The sequence below is a fragment of the Streptomyces sp. NPDC012827 genome (assembly GCF_042900905.1).
GTDB lineage: Bacteria > Actinomycetota > Actinomycetes > Streptomycetales > Streptomycetaceae > Streptomyces > Streptomyces gulbargensis.
In genome coordinates this window covers 258643-272915 of the sequence record NZ_JBIBBY010000001.1, presented here as the reverse complement: position 1 = coordinate 272915, position 14273 = coordinate 258643, and the positions used below count along the sequence as shown (strand labels likewise).

At 71.6% G+C, this 14273-nt stretch carries 14 protein-coding genes and 1 riboswitch; of the genes, 9 read left to right on the top strand and 5 right to left on the bottom strand.

The features are described 5' to 3' along the window. Positions 1-68: 68 nt before the first annotated feature. Both ACFY60_RS01210 and ACFY60_RS01205 read left to right on the top strand, forming a co-directional pair. On the top strand, positions 69-836 hold the full coding sequence (locus ACFY60_RS01210) for an enoyl-CoA hydratase/isomerase family protein (protein ID WP_388607796.1): 768 nt from the start codon (positions 69-71) through the stop codon (positions 834-836). Positions 837-959: 123 nt separating this feature from the next. Beyond that, positions 960-1463, top strand: a complete 504-nt coding sequence (locus tag ACFY60_RS01205) for an ATP-binding protein (RefSeq protein WP_309050852.1) — start codon at positions 960-962, stop codon at positions 1461-1463. A 328-nt stretch (positions 1464-1791) separates the two neighbouring features. Here ACFY60_RS01205 and ACFY60_RS01200 read toward each other — a convergent pair whose 3' ends face one another. Beyond that, positions 1792-2430, bottom strand: coding sequence for a GNAT family N-acetyltransferase (locus ACFY60_RS01200; protein ID WP_388607798.1), 639 nt, complete (start codon positions 2428-2430; stop codon positions 1792-1794). 74 nt (positions 2431-2504) lie between these two features. On the opposite strand from ACFY60_RS01200, the gene ACFY60_RS01195 reads away from it, so the two are divergent. Together ACFY60_RS01195 and ACFY60_RS01190 are read left to right on the top strand one after the other, a co-directional pair. Further along, on the top strand, positions 2505-2720 hold the full coding sequence (locus ACFY60_RS01195; RefSeq protein ID WP_388607800.1) for an EF-hand domain-containing protein: 216 nt from the start codon (positions 2505-2507) through the stop codon (positions 2718-2720). Between the two features lie 69 nt (positions 2721-2789). Then, positions 2790-3701 carry a CopD family protein gene (locus tag ACFY60_RS01190; RefSeq protein WP_388607801.1) on the top strand — a complete coding sequence of 304 codons (912 nt, stop codon included), beginning with the start codon at positions 2790-2792 and terminating at the stop codon, positions 3699-3701. A 38-nt stretch (positions 3702-3739) separates the two neighbouring features. On the opposite strand, the gene ACFY60_RS01185 is transcribed toward ACFY60_RS01190, so the two are convergent. From ACFY60_RS01185 to gcvT, 4 genes are all read right to left on the bottom strand, one after another. Further along, positions 3740-5110 carry an L-serine ammonia-lyase gene (locus tag ACFY60_RS01185; protein ID WP_388607803.1) on the bottom strand — a complete coding sequence of 457 codons (1371 nt, stop codon included), beginning with the start codon at positions 5108-5110 and terminating at the stop codon, positions 3740-3742. 166 nt (positions 5111-5276) lie between these two features. Next, a complete protein-coding gene (gene glyA, locus ACFY60_RS01180; RefSeq protein ID WP_309051905.1) occupies positions 5277-6536 on the bottom strand; it encodes a serine hydroxymethyltransferase in 1260 nt (419 codons plus the stop codon). Positions 6537-6566: 30 nt separating this feature from the next. Further along, entirely contained in the window at positions 6567-6944 is a 378-nt protein-coding gene (gene gcvH / locus ACFY60_RS01175) for a glycine cleavage system protein GcvH (protein ID WP_309051904.1), read from the bottom strand. A 77-nt stretch (positions 6945-7021) separates the two neighbouring features. Continuing rightward, entirely contained in the window at positions 7022-8137 is a 1116-nt protein-coding gene (gcvT, locus tag ACFY60_RS01170; RefSeq protein ID WP_388607805.1) for a glycine cleavage system aminomethyltransferase GcvT, read from the bottom strand. A 160-nt stretch (positions 8138-8297) separates the two neighbouring features. After that, positions 8298-8397, bottom strand: a riboswitch (glycine riboswitch). 147 nt (positions 8398-8544) lie between these two features. Here gcvT and ACFY60_RS01165 point away from each other — a divergent pair. The 5 genes from ACFY60_RS01165 (at position 8545) to ACFY60_RS01145 (ending at position 14187) form a co-directional block, all read left to right on the top strand. After that, positions 8545-9225: an AAA family ATPase gene (locus tag ACFY60_RS01165; RefSeq protein WP_388607807.1), complete on the top strand. Its 681-nt coding sequence runs from the start codon at positions 8545-8547 to the stop codon at positions 9223-9225. Between the two features lie 118 nt (positions 9226-9343). Next, positions 9344-10084 carry an enhanced serine sensitivity protein SseB gene (locus ACFY60_RS01160; RefSeq protein WP_388607810.1) on the top strand — a complete coding sequence of 247 codons (741 nt, stop codon included), beginning with the start codon at positions 9344-9346 and terminating at the stop codon, positions 10082-10084. Positions 10085-10148: 64 nt separating this feature from the next. Continuing rightward, positions 10149-10940 carry an enhanced serine sensitivity protein SseB C-terminal domain-containing protein gene (locus ACFY60_RS01155; RefSeq protein ID WP_388607812.1) on the top strand — a complete coding sequence of 264 codons (792 nt, stop codon included), beginning with the start codon at positions 10149-10151 and terminating at the stop codon, positions 10938-10940. A gap of 361 nt (positions 10941-11301) precedes the next feature. Next, a complete protein-coding gene (locus ACFY60_RS01150) occupies positions 11302-12318 on the top strand; it encodes an ABC transporter permease (RefSeq protein ID WP_388607814.1) in 1017 nt (338 codons plus the stop codon). Positions 12319-12426: 108 nt separating this feature from the next. Further along, on the top strand, positions 12427-14187 hold the full coding sequence (locus ACFY60_RS01145; protein ID WP_388607815.1) for an ABC transporter substrate-binding protein: 1761 nt from the start codon (positions 12427-12429) through the stop codon (positions 14185-14187). Positions 14188-14273 lie beyond the last annotated feature (86 nt).

The window sequence follows — 14273 nt, the reverse complement described above, 5'->3', positions numbered from 1 at the left end:
GCGCGGGACCCGGTGCTGTGAGCAACAGCACCGGGTCCCGCGCCGTTAACGCCCACTAACCTTCCGGTATGACTGTGAATCTCGAAGTCGCCGAAGGCGTCGGTACGATCCGCCTCGACCGCCCCCCGATGAACGCTCTCGACATCGCCACCCAGGACCGGCTGCGCGAGCTGGCCCAGGAGGCCACCGACCGCGACGACGTGCGCGCCGTGGTCCTCTACGGCGGTGAGAAGGTGTTCGCGGCCGGTGCGGACATCAAGGAGATGCAGGTCATGGACCACGTGGCCATGGTCAAGCGGTCGCGCGCGCTCCAGGACGCCTTCACCGCCGTCGCCCGCATCCCCAAGCCCGTCGTCGCCGCGGTCACCGGGTACGCCCTCGGCGGAGGCTGCGAGCTCGCCCTCTGCGCCGACTACCGCATCGCCGCCGACAACGCCAAGCTGGGCCAGCCGGAGATCCTGCTCGGTCTGATCCCGGGCGCGGGCGGCACCCAGCGGCTCTCCCGGCTGATCGGCCCCTCCCGCGCCAAGGACCTCATCTTCACCGGCCGGATGGTCAAGGCGGACGAGGCCCTGTCCCTCGGACTGGTGGACCGTGTCGTCCCCGCCGCCGAGGTGTACGAGCAGGCGCACGCCTGGGCCGCCCGGCTCGCCCAGGGCCCCGCCGTGGCGCTGCGGGCCGCGAAGGAGGCGGTCGACCAGGGTCTGGAGGCCGACATCGACACCGGCCTCGCGATCGAACGCACCTGGTTCGCGGCCCTGTTCGCGACCGAGGACCGCGAGCGCGGCATGCGGAGCTTCGTCGAGGAGGGGCCGGGCAAGGCCAAGTTCGTATAAGACGCCTCCGAACGGACAGCCCCCGGCATATGCCGGGGGTACGTCCTGAAAATGTCCCTCCCCAGGTGCCGATTCCCGGGGAACGGCACCCGGAGGCCGCCCGCTGCGGCCATGATGGGGGGCATGGCGGGCCTGGAGGGTAGGGAACAACCGCGGCAGGGCGGCAGCGCCGTCGCCGCACGGTGGACACCGGCCGTGGAGGACGAACAGGCCCTCGAAGCGCTCGAGTTGTACGGCAACCCCGCCGAGGGCGATGTCGGTCTGCCCTCCCTCCCCGAGTCCGCGCGGCTGGCGCGCCGGCTCACCCAGTACGTGGTGCTCCGGCAGTGGGGCCTTGGCCCGCAGATCGCCGAGCACGCGGTTCTGCTCGTCTCCGAACTCGTCGGCAACGCCGTCCGGCACACCGGCGCGCGGGTCTTCACCCTGCGGATGCACCGCCGCCCCGGCCGGATCAGGATCGAGGTCCGCGACCCCTCGCGCGGGCTGCCCTGCCTGCTGCCCGTGCGTGAACTCGACATCAGCGGGCGCGGCCTCTTCCTGGTGGACAAGCTCTCCGACCGGTGGGGCGCCGACCTCGCGCCCCGGGGCAAGACCACCTGGTTCGAGATGCGCGTCACGGACCGCTAGGCCGTGTCCCACCGGGACTGCGCTCCGGAACGCACGGAAGCCCCCGTTCGCCGTGATGGGGCGCTGGGGGCTTCCTGGTGGGGCGCCATGGACGAAAGGGGTGTGTCCACGGTCGCCGGGTCGACCTCGCCCGGGTCAATGGGGGTCGTGTCCCCGACTATGGCAGACGGGGGGCCTTGCCGCCAAAAGACCTTATCGGCTCATAATCGGGCAGAAGTGCATAGTTCTCCGATGAATCATTGGTGACATGCAGCACCCACCTTGCAAACCATGAATGACTATGCGGTTCATCGATTGTTTCCCGGGATCGTCCGCATGCTGGACTCCCTCAGTGGGCGACCAGCAGCGCCTCGGAGGCCACCGGCCGGTAGCCCGCCGCCTGGAAGACCCGCACACTGCGCGCGTTGCCCGGCGACTGCTGCGCCCACACCACCTCACCCGGGGTGAGGTGCCGGGCCGCCACCGCCAGCGCGCGGCCGAGCCCCCGGTGCCGTACCGCCTCGTCCACCTCGATCGCCGCCTCCCAGCGGCCCCCGACCGCCCGGCCCAGGATCAGCACCCCGCCGTCCGCCGCCCACACCCGCACGTCGTCGCGGTACTTCCGCGCCCGCGCCACCCGGGGATGCTCCGGGTCCTCGATCTCCCGCAGCGGCAGCGGGGGCGGCCCGGGCAGCGCGTCCGCCACCGTCAGCAGGTCGATCGTGTGCATGCGCCGGCCCGTCCGCGCCATGAGCGCCACCAGGAACGCCGGATTCATGCTCGCCGCCAGCGGGTCCGCCGCCGTGGCCGCCAGCTCCGCCCGAACCCAGTCCGGATCCTCGTCCGTGAAGACCACGGAATGCGCGGTGAACGCCAGCACCCCCGCGTCCCGCGGACCCGGCTGCGGCACCACCCGCGTCGTCCCGTCCGGCGGCGGGAACTCCCCCCGCGCCGCCGCCGCCAGTATCCGTGCCACCTCGCTGCTCATACCCCCATCATCCGGCAGCACCGCGCCCGCTAATCTGGCCCCCGTCAGAGAAGCACCATGAAGGGGCGGAAGCAGTGGCGGACATCGAGTCGGCACGCACGGCATTCAACCGGTACGACGTGGACGGGGACGGCTACATCACCGCCGCGGAGTACAAGAGCGTGATGGCGCAGCTGGGCGACTTCAACGTCACCGAGACGGTCGCCGAGGCGCTCATCAAGCAGCGCGACGACAACGGCGACGGCCTGCTGTCCTGGGACGAGTTCTGGGGCCACTACAGCAAGGCCTGACCACGCCCGCCCCGACGGGCGGCACCCACCTGAGTTGCCGCCCGTCCGGGGCTCGGTGACGATCGTCCGGTGACGCTTCCCGGACCTTTCGGTACGCCGAGCCGTCTGACCGCGGCGGTCCTCGCCGCCGCGGCCGTCCTGGCCGTCGCCCTCCTCGGCGCGGGCCTGGCCCAGACCGGAACCGGCGAACTCCGCATACCCGCGGCCGGCACCACCACGCTGCTCCGCCTGCTCGTCCTGACCGGCCTCGCCGTCCACGTCGGCGAGCTCGCCGGCACCCGTCTCGCCGGCGCGGCGGGCCCCCTGCCCCGCCGCTGGTCCGTCCCCGCCGCCCTCCTCGCGGCGGCCGCCTCCGCCGCCCTCCTGCTGCTCCTCGCCGCCGTCAGCGGGCTGAGCCTCCCCGTCGTGTACGGGCTCCGGGAGGGCCGCCTGCTCCTCGTCACGGCCAACGCCTTCACCCTCGCGGCCCTGTGCGCCGCCTCCCGCAGACCCGCGCTGGCCGTGCTGCCCCTGGCCGTCGCCATCGGGGCCGAGGCCCTGCGCGCCCACCCCGAGACCCCCGGCTTCGGCGTCGGCACCGCGCTCACCCTCGTCCACCTCACCGCCGCCTCGCTCTGGTGCGGCACGCTCCTGCACGTGCTGCGCACCCTGCGGCTGCGCGCGGGCGGGCGCGAGGTGCTGCTCCGGTACGCCCGGATGGCCGCCTGCGTCTACGGGGCGCTCGCCGTCACCGGCACCGTCTCCACGCTGCGCAGACTGCCGCCCGACGCCGTGCTCGCCAGCGCCTACGGCCGCGTCCTGGTCGTGAAGCTGCTGCTGTTCGCCGGGGCGAGCCTGATGGCCCTCGCCGCCCGCTCACGGCTCCTGACCGGCGGCGACGCCCAGCCCCCCGCCCGTACCGAGCTGAGGGTCCTGGGGGCCGTCATGGTGATCTCGGCGCTCCTGACGGTCGTGCCGGACCCGCACTGGCTCGCCCCCTGAGGCCCGGGGCACCGGGCCTCAGGGGGCGACCGGACCGCTCAGCACTCGATGATGTTGACCGCGAGCCCGCCGCGGGCCGTCTCCTTGTACTTGACGCTCATGTCCGCGCCGGTCTCCTTCATGGTCTTGATGACCTTGTCGAGGGAGACCAGGTGGTTGCCGTCGCCGCGCATGGCCATCTTCGCGGCCGTGACGGCCTTGACCGCCGCCATGCCGTTGCGCTCGATGCAGGGGATCTGCACCAGGCCGCCGACCGGGTCGCAGGTCAGGCCCAGGTTGTGCTCCATGCCGATCTCGGCCGCGTTCTCCACCTGCTCGGGGGAGCCGCCGAGGACCTCGGCGAGGGCGCCGGCGGCCATGGAGCAGGCCGAGCCGACCTCGCCCTGGCAGCCGACCTCGGCGCCGGAGATCGAGGCGTTCTCCTTGAACAGCATGCCGACCGCGCCCGCCGCGAGGAGGAAGCGGACCACGCCGTCCTCGTCGGCGCCCGGGACGAAGTTCATGTAGTAGTGCAGGACGGCGGGGATGATGCCGGCCGCGCCGTTCGTCGGGGCGGTCACCACCCGGCCGCCCGCCGCGTTCTCCTCGTTCACGGCCATGGCGTAGAGGGTGATCCACTCCATGGCGTGCGCGGCCGGGTCGCCCTCGGAGCGCAGCTTGCGGGCCGAGTTCGCGGCCCGGCGGCGGACCTTCAGACCGCCGGGCAGGATGCCCTCGCGGGACATGCCGCGCGAGACGCAGGCCTGCATGACCCGCCAGATCTCCAGGAGGCCCGCGCGGATCTCCTCCTCGGTCCGCCAGGCCTTCTCGTTCTCCAGCATCAGGGCGGAGATCGACAGGCCGGTCTCCTTGGTGAGGCGCAGCAGCTCGTCACCGGTGCGGAAGGGGTACTTCAGGACGGTGTCGTCCGGCACGATCGGGTTCTCGCCCGCGACGGCGTCCTCGTCCACGACGAAGCCGCCGCCGACGGAGTAGTAGGTCTTCTCCAGGACGAGCGCGCCCTCGTCGTCGTACGCGAAGACCGTCATGCCGTTGGCGTGGTACGGCAGCGCCTTGCGGCGGTGCAGGATCAGGTCGTCGTCGAAGGAGAAGGGGATCTCGTGGGCCCCGAGCAGGTTGATCCGCCCGCTCGCCTTGATCCGCTCGAACTCGGCGTCGGCGCTCTCCACGTCCACCGTGCGGGGGGAGTGGCCCTCCAGGCCGAGCAGGACGGCCTTCGGGGTGCCGTGGCCGTGGCCGGTCGCGCCCAGGGAGCCGTACAGCTCGGCCCGTATGGCGGCGGTGCCGGCGAGCAGGCCCTCGTTCTTCAGCCGGCGGGCGAACATCCGGGCGGCGCGCATGGGTCCCACCGTGTGGGAGCTGGACGGGCCGATGCCGATCGAGAACAGGTCGAAGACCGAGATGGCCACGGGGAGACTCCTTGTGGGGGCTGGTAGACGCCGTTGTCTGCCGGGGTGGAGCAGAAAAGCGCGGAAAACGTGGGGTGGGGCACCGCGCCCACTGTCCAGTGTGCGCGGTGCCCCGGGGGTTCGTACGAACGGTCACGGACGGACCGCGGAACAAAAGCGTACGAAATTACTTCAGGCCGGGGTACAGCGGGTGCTTGTCGGCGAGCGCCGTGACCCTGGCCTTCAGCGCCTCGGCGTCGAAGCCGGGCTTCAGCGTCTCGGCGATGACGTCGGCGACCTCGCGGAAGTCCTCGGCCCGGAAACCGCGGGTGGCGAGGGCCGGGGTGCCGATCCGCAGACCCGAGGTGACCATCGGGGGCCGCGGGTCGTTCGGGACGGCGTTGCGGTTGACCGTGATGCCGACCTCGTGGAGGCGGTCCTCGGCCTGCTGGCCGTCCAGCTCGCTGTCCCGCAGGTCGACCAGGAGCAGGTGCACGTCGGTGCCGCCGGACAGCACGGACACGCCGTGCTCCCTGACGTCGTCCTGGACCAGGCGCTCGGCGATGATCCGGGCACCCTCCAGGGTGCGCTCCTGGCGCTCCTTGAACTCCTCCGAGGCCGCGACCTTGAAGGAGACGGCCTTGGCCGCGATCACGTGCTCCAGCGGGCCGCCCTGGAAGCCGGGGAAGACGGAGGAGTTCAGCTTCTTCGCGAACTCCTTCTTCGCCAGGATGACGCCGCCGCGCGGGCCGCCGAGCGTCTTGTGGGTGGTGGAGGTCACCACGTCCGCGTACTCGACCGGGTTCGGGTGCAGACCCGCGGCGACCAGGCCCGCGAAGTGCGCCATGTCGACCCACAGGTACGCGCCGACCTCGTCGGCGATCCGGCGGAACTCCGCGAAGTCCAGCTGGCGCGGGTAGGCCGACCAGCCCGCGATGATCACCTTGGGGCGGTGCTCCTTGGCGAGCCGCTCGACCTCGGCCATGTCGACCAGGCCGGCGTCGTCCACGTGGTACGCGACCACGTTGAACTGCTTGCCGGAGAAGTTCAGGCGCATGCCGTGGGTGAGGTGGCCGCCGTGCGCCAGGTCCAGGCCCAGGATCGTGTCGCCGGGCTGGGCGATCGCGAAGAGCGCGGCCTGGTTGGCGGAGGCACCGGAGTGGGGCTGCACGTTGGCGTACTCGGCGCCGAACAGGTCCTTGATCCGGTCGATCGCGATCTGCTCGGCCACGTCGACGTGCTCGCAGCCGCCGTAGTAGCGGCGCCCGGGGTAGCCCTCGGCGTACTTGTTGGTGAGGACGGAGCCCTGCGCCTCCATGACGGCGACCGGAGCGAAGTTCTCCGAGGCGATCATCTCGAGGGTGGACTGCTGGCGGCGGAGCTCGGCGTCGACGGCGGCGGCGACGTCCGGGTCCAGCTCGTGGAGGGGAGTGTTCAGAAGCGACATGTTTCGATCCCTGGGGTCTCGGGCCCGGTCTCAGCCGGCGGAGAACTCGGCGTACTCGTCGGCGGAGAGCAGATCGTCCGGCGTCTCCGCGACGCGCACCTTGAACAACCAGCCACCCTCGAACGGAGCCGAGTTCACCAGGGACGGGTCGTCCACCACGTCCTGGTTGGACTCCACGACCTCACCCGTCACCGGGGAGTACAGGTCGCTCACGGACTTCGTCGACTCCAGCTCACCGCAGGTCTCGCCCGCGGTGACGGTGGTGCCGGCCGCCGGGAGATCGGCGTAGACGACATCGCCGAGCGCGTTGGCCGCGAACTCCGTGATGCCGACGGTCGCGACGCCGTCCACGGCGTCCGACAGCCACTCGTGCTCCTTGGTGTAACGCAGCTGCTGGGGGTTGCTCATGACCTGATTCTCCTGGATCGGGGGAGTGCGGATGTACGCGGGTCTTGCGTGGTGGGACGTGGTGTGAGACGAATCCGTCACTTCTGACGCTTGTAGAACGGCAGCGCGACCACCTGGTACGGCTCGTGGGTGCCGCGGATGTCCACCCCTACACCCTCGGTGCCGGGGGCGGCGTGCGCCGCGTCCACGTACGCCATGGCGATCGGCTTTCCGAGGGTCGGCGACGGGGCGCCGGAGGTGACCTCGCCGATCACCTCGCCGTTAGCGACCACGGACATCCCGGCGCGCGGGACGCGGCGGCCCTCGGCGACCAGGCCCACGAGCTTGCGCGGCGGGGCGGTCTCGGCGCGCTCGGCGGCGGCCTCCAGGGCCTTGCGGCCGACGAAGTCGCCCGGCTTCTCGAACTTCACGACCCGGCCGAGGCCGGCGTCGAAGGGGGTGAGGGAGGTGGTCAGCTCGTGACCGTAGAGCGGCATGCCCGCCTCCAGGCGGAGCGTGTCACGGCAGGACAGGCCGCAGGGGATCAGGCCCACGCCGGCGCCGGCCTCGGTCAGCGCCTTCCAGACGCCCTCCGCGTGCTCGGGCTTCAGGAACAGCTCGAAGCCGTCCTCGCCGGTGTAGCCGGTGCGGGCGATCAGGGCGGGCACCCCGGCGACCGTGCCGGGCAGGCCCGCGTAGTACTTCAGGCCGTCCAGGTCGGCGTCGGTGACCTGCCCGAGGATGCCGGGGGACTCCGGGCCCTGCACGGCGATCAGCGCGTACGCGTCGCGGTCGTCGCGGACCTCCGCGTCGAAGCCCTCCGCGCGGGCGACCAGGGCGTCCAGGACCACCTGCGCGTTGGAGGCGTTCGCCACGACCATGTACTCGGTCTCGCCGAGGCGGTAGACGATCAGGTCGTCCAGGATGCCGCCGTCCTCCTGGCAGATCATGGTGTAGCGGGCGCGGCCGTTGCCCACGGTGGAGATGTTGCCGACCAGGGCGTGATCCAGCAGGTCCACGGCCTGCGGGCCGGTGACGGTGATCTCGCCCATGTGGGAGAGGTCGAAGAGGCCGGCCCGGGTGCGCACGGCGGTGTGCTCGTCGCGCTCGCTGCCGTACCGCAGCGGCATGTCCCAGCCGGCGAAGTCGGTCATGGTCGCGCCCAGCGAACGATGGAGCGCGTCGAGGGCGGTGAGGCGGGGGGCAGTGCTCATGGGGTGGCTCCAGGGTCCCAAGGGCGTGATCGGTGACGAAAACACATGACGGGCGAGGACGTCCTCCCCATCTGTCATGGAACCTGAGAGGTTCACCGAGGGCATCCTCGGCTTGCACCTTGGGTGGGGACGCACCGGGCGTCCCGCTTTTCAGATCTGCCTCATCCACGCGGTACGGGGCCTGAGAGATTCAAGGGAGGGTCTTGCTCCTTCGGCGCCCGGACGCGCTCGGCGGTCCGGAACTCTCCCGCGCGGATTCGAGCGGCCGGTATGCGGTTGTACGGCGCTGAGCGCGCCTGGCGCGCACATCATTGCATGTGGTGTCGGCGGGGCAAATCGCTTGTCTGGGATTACCGCTTCTTTACACTTCGTGGGGAAGGGTCTCCCGAGACCCGACAGGGGGAGCGATGACGATCGAGCACACCGGCGCGTTCGCGGCCGGCACCGGCATACCGCCCCAGCGGGTGCCCGTTCGCGCCCGCGCGCGGACCCGCTCGCACGGCAGGGGACGGCTCCTGCGGGACCTGCGGGAGCGCGGCGGCCGGGGCCCCCGCGCCCTCACCTTCGCCGCCGGTGACCTGGTGGTCGTCTCCGGCCTGCCCGGCAGCGGCAAGTCCACCCTGATGAGACGGACCGCGCACGGCCGGGGCATCGACTCCCAGGACGCCCGCGAACGCTGGGAGGCCCGGATGCCGCGCCTCCTGCCGTACGCCCTCTACCGCCCCTTGGTCCGCGTCGCGCACTACGCCGGGCTGCGCCGCGCCCTGCGCGCCGGCGAGAGCGTGATCGTGCACGACTGCGGCACCCAGTCCTGGGTGCGCGGCTGGCTCGCCCGGGAGGCGCGGCGGCGCGGCCGCGCCCTCCACCTCGTCCTGCTCGACGTCGCCCCGGAGACCGCCCGGGCCGGCCAGCGCGAGCGCGGCCGTGGCGTCTCGGCCTACGCCTTCGCCCGCCACCGCCGGGCCGTCGGCCGGCTCCTCGACGCCGCCGCGGCGGGCACCCTGCCCCGCGGCTGCGCCTCGGTCACCCTGCTGGACCGGGACGCGGCGGGCGCGCTGCGGAAGATCGGCTTCCGGGAGGCGGCCTGAGCGCGGCTCCCCCGCGCTCGTACCCTTCTTTCAGGCCACACCGGCGGCGGGGCGGCGTTAGGGTGCTGCCGGGGACGGGCCGGGGGCGGCAGACCGCGCGAGAAGGGGACACAGGACCGTGGATGTGACGTGGCCGGGCAATGAGCTCGAAGAGGTGCTGGCCGCCTCGCTGGGCGACCCCGCCGCAGGCGGCCGGCTCGTCGAGGTGCTGGGCCGCAGCCCGGTCTGGGTGCCCCTGCCGAACGGCGGCGGACCCGACAGCACGGACCTGGACCTCGCCACCATGGAGATCGACGGCGCGGCCTACGTGCCCGTCTTCAGCTCCGAGCAGCAGTTCCTCGCCTGCGTCGGCCCCCACATGTCCTTCACCGTCGCCCCCGCCCGCGACTTCGCCCGCGGCCTGCCGCCCCAGCTCGGCATCGCCGTCAACCCCGGCGGCACCGTCGGCGTCCCGCTGCCCCCGCCCGCCGTGGCCGAACTCTGCCGGGTCGGCCGCACCCCGCTCGACGGCCCCGCCAGCGGCGGCCGCGTCCGCCTCTTCGAGCCCGACTGGCAGGACGACCCCGTCGACTTCCTCGCCGCCGCCTCCGCCGAGTTCGAGGCCACCGGGATCGTCACCACGGCCCGCCGCACCCTCGCCAGCGTCGAGGGCACCGAGCCGGCCCTCTTCATCGGTGTGCAGCTCGTCTCCCTGGACGGCGTCGACCGCACCGCGCCCCTGGACGCCCTCGGGCGCGCCCTGGGCCGCGTCGAGGTCGCCTGGCCCGTCAACCTCATCCTCCTCGACATGGCCCAGGACCCCGTCGGCGACTGGATGCTGGAGCGGGTGCGTCCCTTCTACCGGCGTGCCGCCGGGTGAGCGCCCCGCTGTCTAAGCTGAACCGATTCGAGCGAGCCGTACGACAAGAGGGGCGGAACCCAGGGTGAGCGCGTCAGGCACCGCCGCGGCCGGGCAGGTCGAGCACATGCTGCGCCAGGTGGCGCCCGGACGCTACGACGCGTACGAGCGGCTGCTCCACGCCCTCGCCGACGGCGAGGTGTGGATGCTGCTCTGGCAGGGTTCGGCCGGGTCGCCCGACGCGCAGTACGGGAACATGGAGGTCGACGGCTTCGGCTACGCCCCCTGCGTCACCTCCCCCCAGGAGCTGGCGGCCTCCGGCTGGAACCGTGCCCACGAGCGCGTCACGGGCCGGGAGATCGCCCGCGCCCTCTACCCCGACCGCTGGGGCGTCTGGCTGAATCCGCACGCCCCCGGCGGCGGTGTCGGCATCCCCTGGGCCGATCTGCGCCGGATCGCCACCGGCCTGGACCGGATGCCCGCGGGGCCGCTCAGGGTCGGCGAGCCCGCCGTGGAGATCCCGCAGTTCTACGCCCTGCTCACGCACACCGCCCACCGCACCCCGGCCGTCCGCTCGCTGCGCCGCGGCTGGGTGCAGCCCGCGCTCGGCTCGCCCTACCTGGTCATCGGGCTCGATCTGTACGACACCTCGGCGGCGGCCGTCGAGGAGGTGCGGGCGATGATGCGCCAGGCGATCGGCGCCGTCCCCGAGGGCCTGCCCGTCTCCACGGTCGCCCTCTCCGACGCGTACGACCCCGTGGCACTCTGGCTCCGGGCGAACGCCCGGCCCTTCTACGACCGCGAGGCCCACGGCGGGCGCGGTTCCGCGTCCGTGCCCGGTTACGGATATCCGCCCCCCGCGCCGTCCGGATACTGAGACGGCCCTCCTGTCCCGCCCGGACCGCCGGCCTCCGGAGTCCCGCTCCGGGGGCCTTCGTTCGCCCCAATTCACCACGCCGAAGCAGGAGTTGGGCGACATGTCCGATTGCGCGGAAGAGGGACCCGGTTGGTCCGCTCAGATGATCACGACGTCCGGATAACGGAAGTCACAGCACCGCATCACGGTTGCGCAAACATTCACCTCCAGGTCTGGCGGGTGATCGCGGACACATTGAAGACTCCCCGGAACACCGGGCGTTCGGCTCCGTTCGAGCCACAGCCCAGCAGTTGTTCCACCGAGCCGCTACCCGCGGCGGGCAAGGGCCGGCTACCGGCGGCCGAGAGGGGTCCTCACCACGATGACGGCACCACTGCACGAGACGAGTGCGGCCGAGTCGACCGCAACCGTCGACGGCGCGCCCGACGCCCCCGGCACTCCCGGCACCGGCAAGGCGATCGAGGGCCGCTCGCCCTGGCAGATCGCCTGGACCCGGCTCAAGCGCGACAAACTCGCCCTCGCCGGCGGCTTCGTCGTGGTCTTCCTCATCCTCGTCGCCCTCTTCGCCCCGGTCATCGTCGGCCTCCTCGGCCACCCGCCGGACGAGTTCCACGAGGACCAGATCGACCCGCTGTTCGGCACGCCGATCGGCTCCTTCGGCGGCATGAGCTCGGAGTTCCTCCTCGGCGTCGAGCCCGTCAACGGCCGTGACGTCTTCAGTCGCATCGTCTACGGCGCCCGCATCTCGCTGCTCGTGGCCTGCCTCGCCGCCCTCTTCGCCGTCTTCCTCGGCACCGTCCTCGGCATCGTCGCCGGCTACTTCGGCGGCTGGGTCGACGCCGCCGTCAGCCGCGTCATGGACGTCATGCTCGCCTTCCCGCAGCTCCTCTTCACCATCGCCCTGGTCTCGGTGCTGCCCAACGAGCTCCTCGGGCTCGACGGCTCGGGCGTCCGCATCGCCGCCCTGGTGCTCGTGATCGGCTTCTTCGGCTGGCCGTACGTGGGCCGCATCGTCCGCGGCCAGACGCTCTCGCTGCGCAACCGCGAGTACGTCGAGGCCGCCCAGAGCCTCGGCGCGGGCCGCCTCTACATCCTCCGCAAGGAGCTGCTGCCCAACCTGATCGCGCCGATCACCGTCTACGCGACGCTCATGATCCCGACCAACATCCTCACCGAAGCGGCCCTGAGCTTCCTCGGCGCGGGCGTGAAGCCCCCCACCGCTTCCTGGGGGCAGATGCTGTCGACGGCCATCACCACCTACGAGGCGGACCCGCTGTTCATGGTGTTCCCCGGCCTCGCGATCTTCATCACCGTCCTGGCGTTCAACCTCTTCGGCGACGGCGTGCGCGACGCGCTCGACCCGAAGGGCTCCCGCTGACCTGACGCCCACGCCACGCAAGACCCGCCCCTGCCGCTGGCGACAGGAGGCTCATCCCCATCGGCGGCCCGCCGTACGGCCGCCACGATTCCGGAGGTTGCTGGACCCATGCTGAAGAGTTCTCAGCGCAGAATCGCCGCGGGCGCGCTGCTCGCCGCGGCCACGATGGTCGTCACCACCGCCTGCGGCGGGGGCAACGGCGACGGCGGCGGCAGCAAGGGCAAGGGTGACCTCGTCTTCAACGGCGCGGTCAACAAGGTCCTCAACCCCTCGGACAAGAAGGGCGGCGAGCTGAAGTTCATCGGCTCGCAGGAGGCCGACAGCTGGGACCCGCAGCGCGGCTACTACGGCTTCGTCTGGGACTTCGCCCGCTACTACACCCGCCAGCTGGTCACCTTCAAGGCCGCCCCGGGTGCCGCCTCCACCGAGCTCGTCGCCGACCTCGCCACCGACACCGGCAAGGTCTCGCCCGACGGCCTGACCTACACCTTCACGCTGAAGGAGGGGGTGACCTGGGAGGACGGCAAGCCGATCACCTCCAAGGACATCAAGTACGGCATCGAGCGCATCTGGGCCCAGGACGTCATCTCCGGCGGCCCGATCTACCTCCAGCAGGTGCTCGACCCGAAGGCCGAGTACAAGGGCCCGTACAAGGACAGCACCCCGGACAAGCTCGGCCTCAAGGCGATCGAGACGCCGGACGACAAGACCATCGTCTTCAAGCTGCCGGCCCCCAACGGCGACTTCCTCCAGATGCTGGCCATGCCGGCCGCCTCCCCGGTCCGCAAGGACAAGGACACCGGCGCCAAGTACGGCCTGAAGCCGTTCTCCTCCGGCCCGTACAAGTGGCAGTCGTACACGCCGAACAAGTCCATCAAGCTCGTCCGCAACGACAAGTGGGACGCCAAGACGGACACCGTCCGCAAGGCCCTGCCGGACAGCATCAGCGTCACGTTCACCACGAACGCCGACGACATGGACAACCGCCTCGTCGAGGGCGAGTACGACCTCGACATCAACGCGACCGGTGTCGGCGCCGCCGCCCGCCAGAAGGTCCTGCAGCGCCACAACGAGAACGTGGACAACCCGCAGACCGGCTTCATCCGGTACGCGGTCTTCCCGCAGACGGTCACGCCGAACATCGAGTGCCGCAAGGCCATGATCTACGCGGCCGACTCCAAGTCCCTCCAGACCGCCCGCGGCGGCCCGCAGGGCGGCGGCGACATCGCCACCAACATGCTCCCGCCGGCCATCAAGGGCGCCGACCCGAAGGCCGACCCGTACGGCAAGCTCAGCGGCAAGCCCGACATCGCGAAGGCCAAGGAGGCCCTCGCCAAGTGCGGCAAGCCGAACGGCTTCAAGACCACGATCGCGGTCCGCAACAACAAGAAGATCGAGATCGCCACCGCCGAGTCCCTCCAGCAGTCGCTGCGGGCCGTCGGCATCGACGCCCAGATCGACCTGTTCGACGGCGCCCAGACGTCCGGCATCATCGGCTCGCCGAAGGTCGTCAAGAGCAAGGGCTACGGCATCATCATCATGGGCTGGGGCGCCGACTTCCCGACCGGCCAGGGCTTCCTCCAGCCGCTGGTCGACGGCCGCTTCATCCTCCAGAGCGGCAACAACAACTTCTCGGAGCTGAACGACCCGGCCATCAACGGCCTGTTCGACAAGGCGCTGAAGGAGACCGACCCGGTCAAGGCGGGCGAGCTCTACAAGCAGATCAACACGAAGGTCTCGGAGGCCGCGGTCTACCTGCCCTTCACCCACGAGAAGAACATCATCTGGCGCAGCTCCCGGCTGACCAACGTCTACACGGCGGACGCCTACAACGGCCGCTACGACTACGCGTCGCTCGGCGTCAAGTAATCCGACCCGTTTCAACGGCGCACCACCCGCCGCCAGGTCCGAAGGGCAGGTGATGGCCGCGCGCGGTGGCCGGGGCTCCCCACCGG

Coding starts and splice junctions, on each gene's coding strand:
- ACFY60_RS01200 (WP_388607798.1), bottom strand. CDS start 2,430: ATGAGCAGCGAGGTGGCACGGATACTGGCGGCGGCGGCGCGGGGGGAG.
- glyA (WP_309051905.1), bottom strand. CDS start 6,536: ATGTCGCTTCTGAACACTCCCCTCCACGAGCTGGACCCGGACGTCGCC.
- ACFY60_RS01165 (WP_388607807.1), top strand. CDS start 8,545: ATGACGATCGAGCACACCGGCGCGTTCGCGGCCGGCACCGGCATACCG.
- ACFY60_RS01145 (WP_388607815.1), top strand. CDS start 12,427: ATGCTGAAGAGTTCTCAGCGCAGAATCGCCGCGGGCGCGCTGCTCGCC.
- ACFY60_RS01205 (WP_309050852.1), top strand. CDS start 960: ATGGCGGGCCTGGAGGGTAGGGAACAACCGCGGCAGGGCGGCAGCGCC.
- ACFY60_RS01210 (WP_388607796.1), top strand. CDS start 69: ATGACTGTGAATCTCGAAGTCGCCGAAGGCGTCGGTACGATCCGCCTC.
- ACFY60_RS01150 (WP_388607814.1), top strand. CDS start 11,302: ATGACGGCACCACTGCACGAGACGAGTGCGGCCGAGTCGACCGCAACC.
- gcvH (WP_309051904.1), bottom strand. CDS start 6,944: ATGAGCAACCCCCAGCAGCTGCGTTACACCAAGGAGCACGAGTGGCTG.
- gcvT (WP_388607805.1), bottom strand. CDS start 8,137: ATGAGCACTGCCCCCCGCCTCACCGCCCTCGACGCGCTCCATCGTTCG.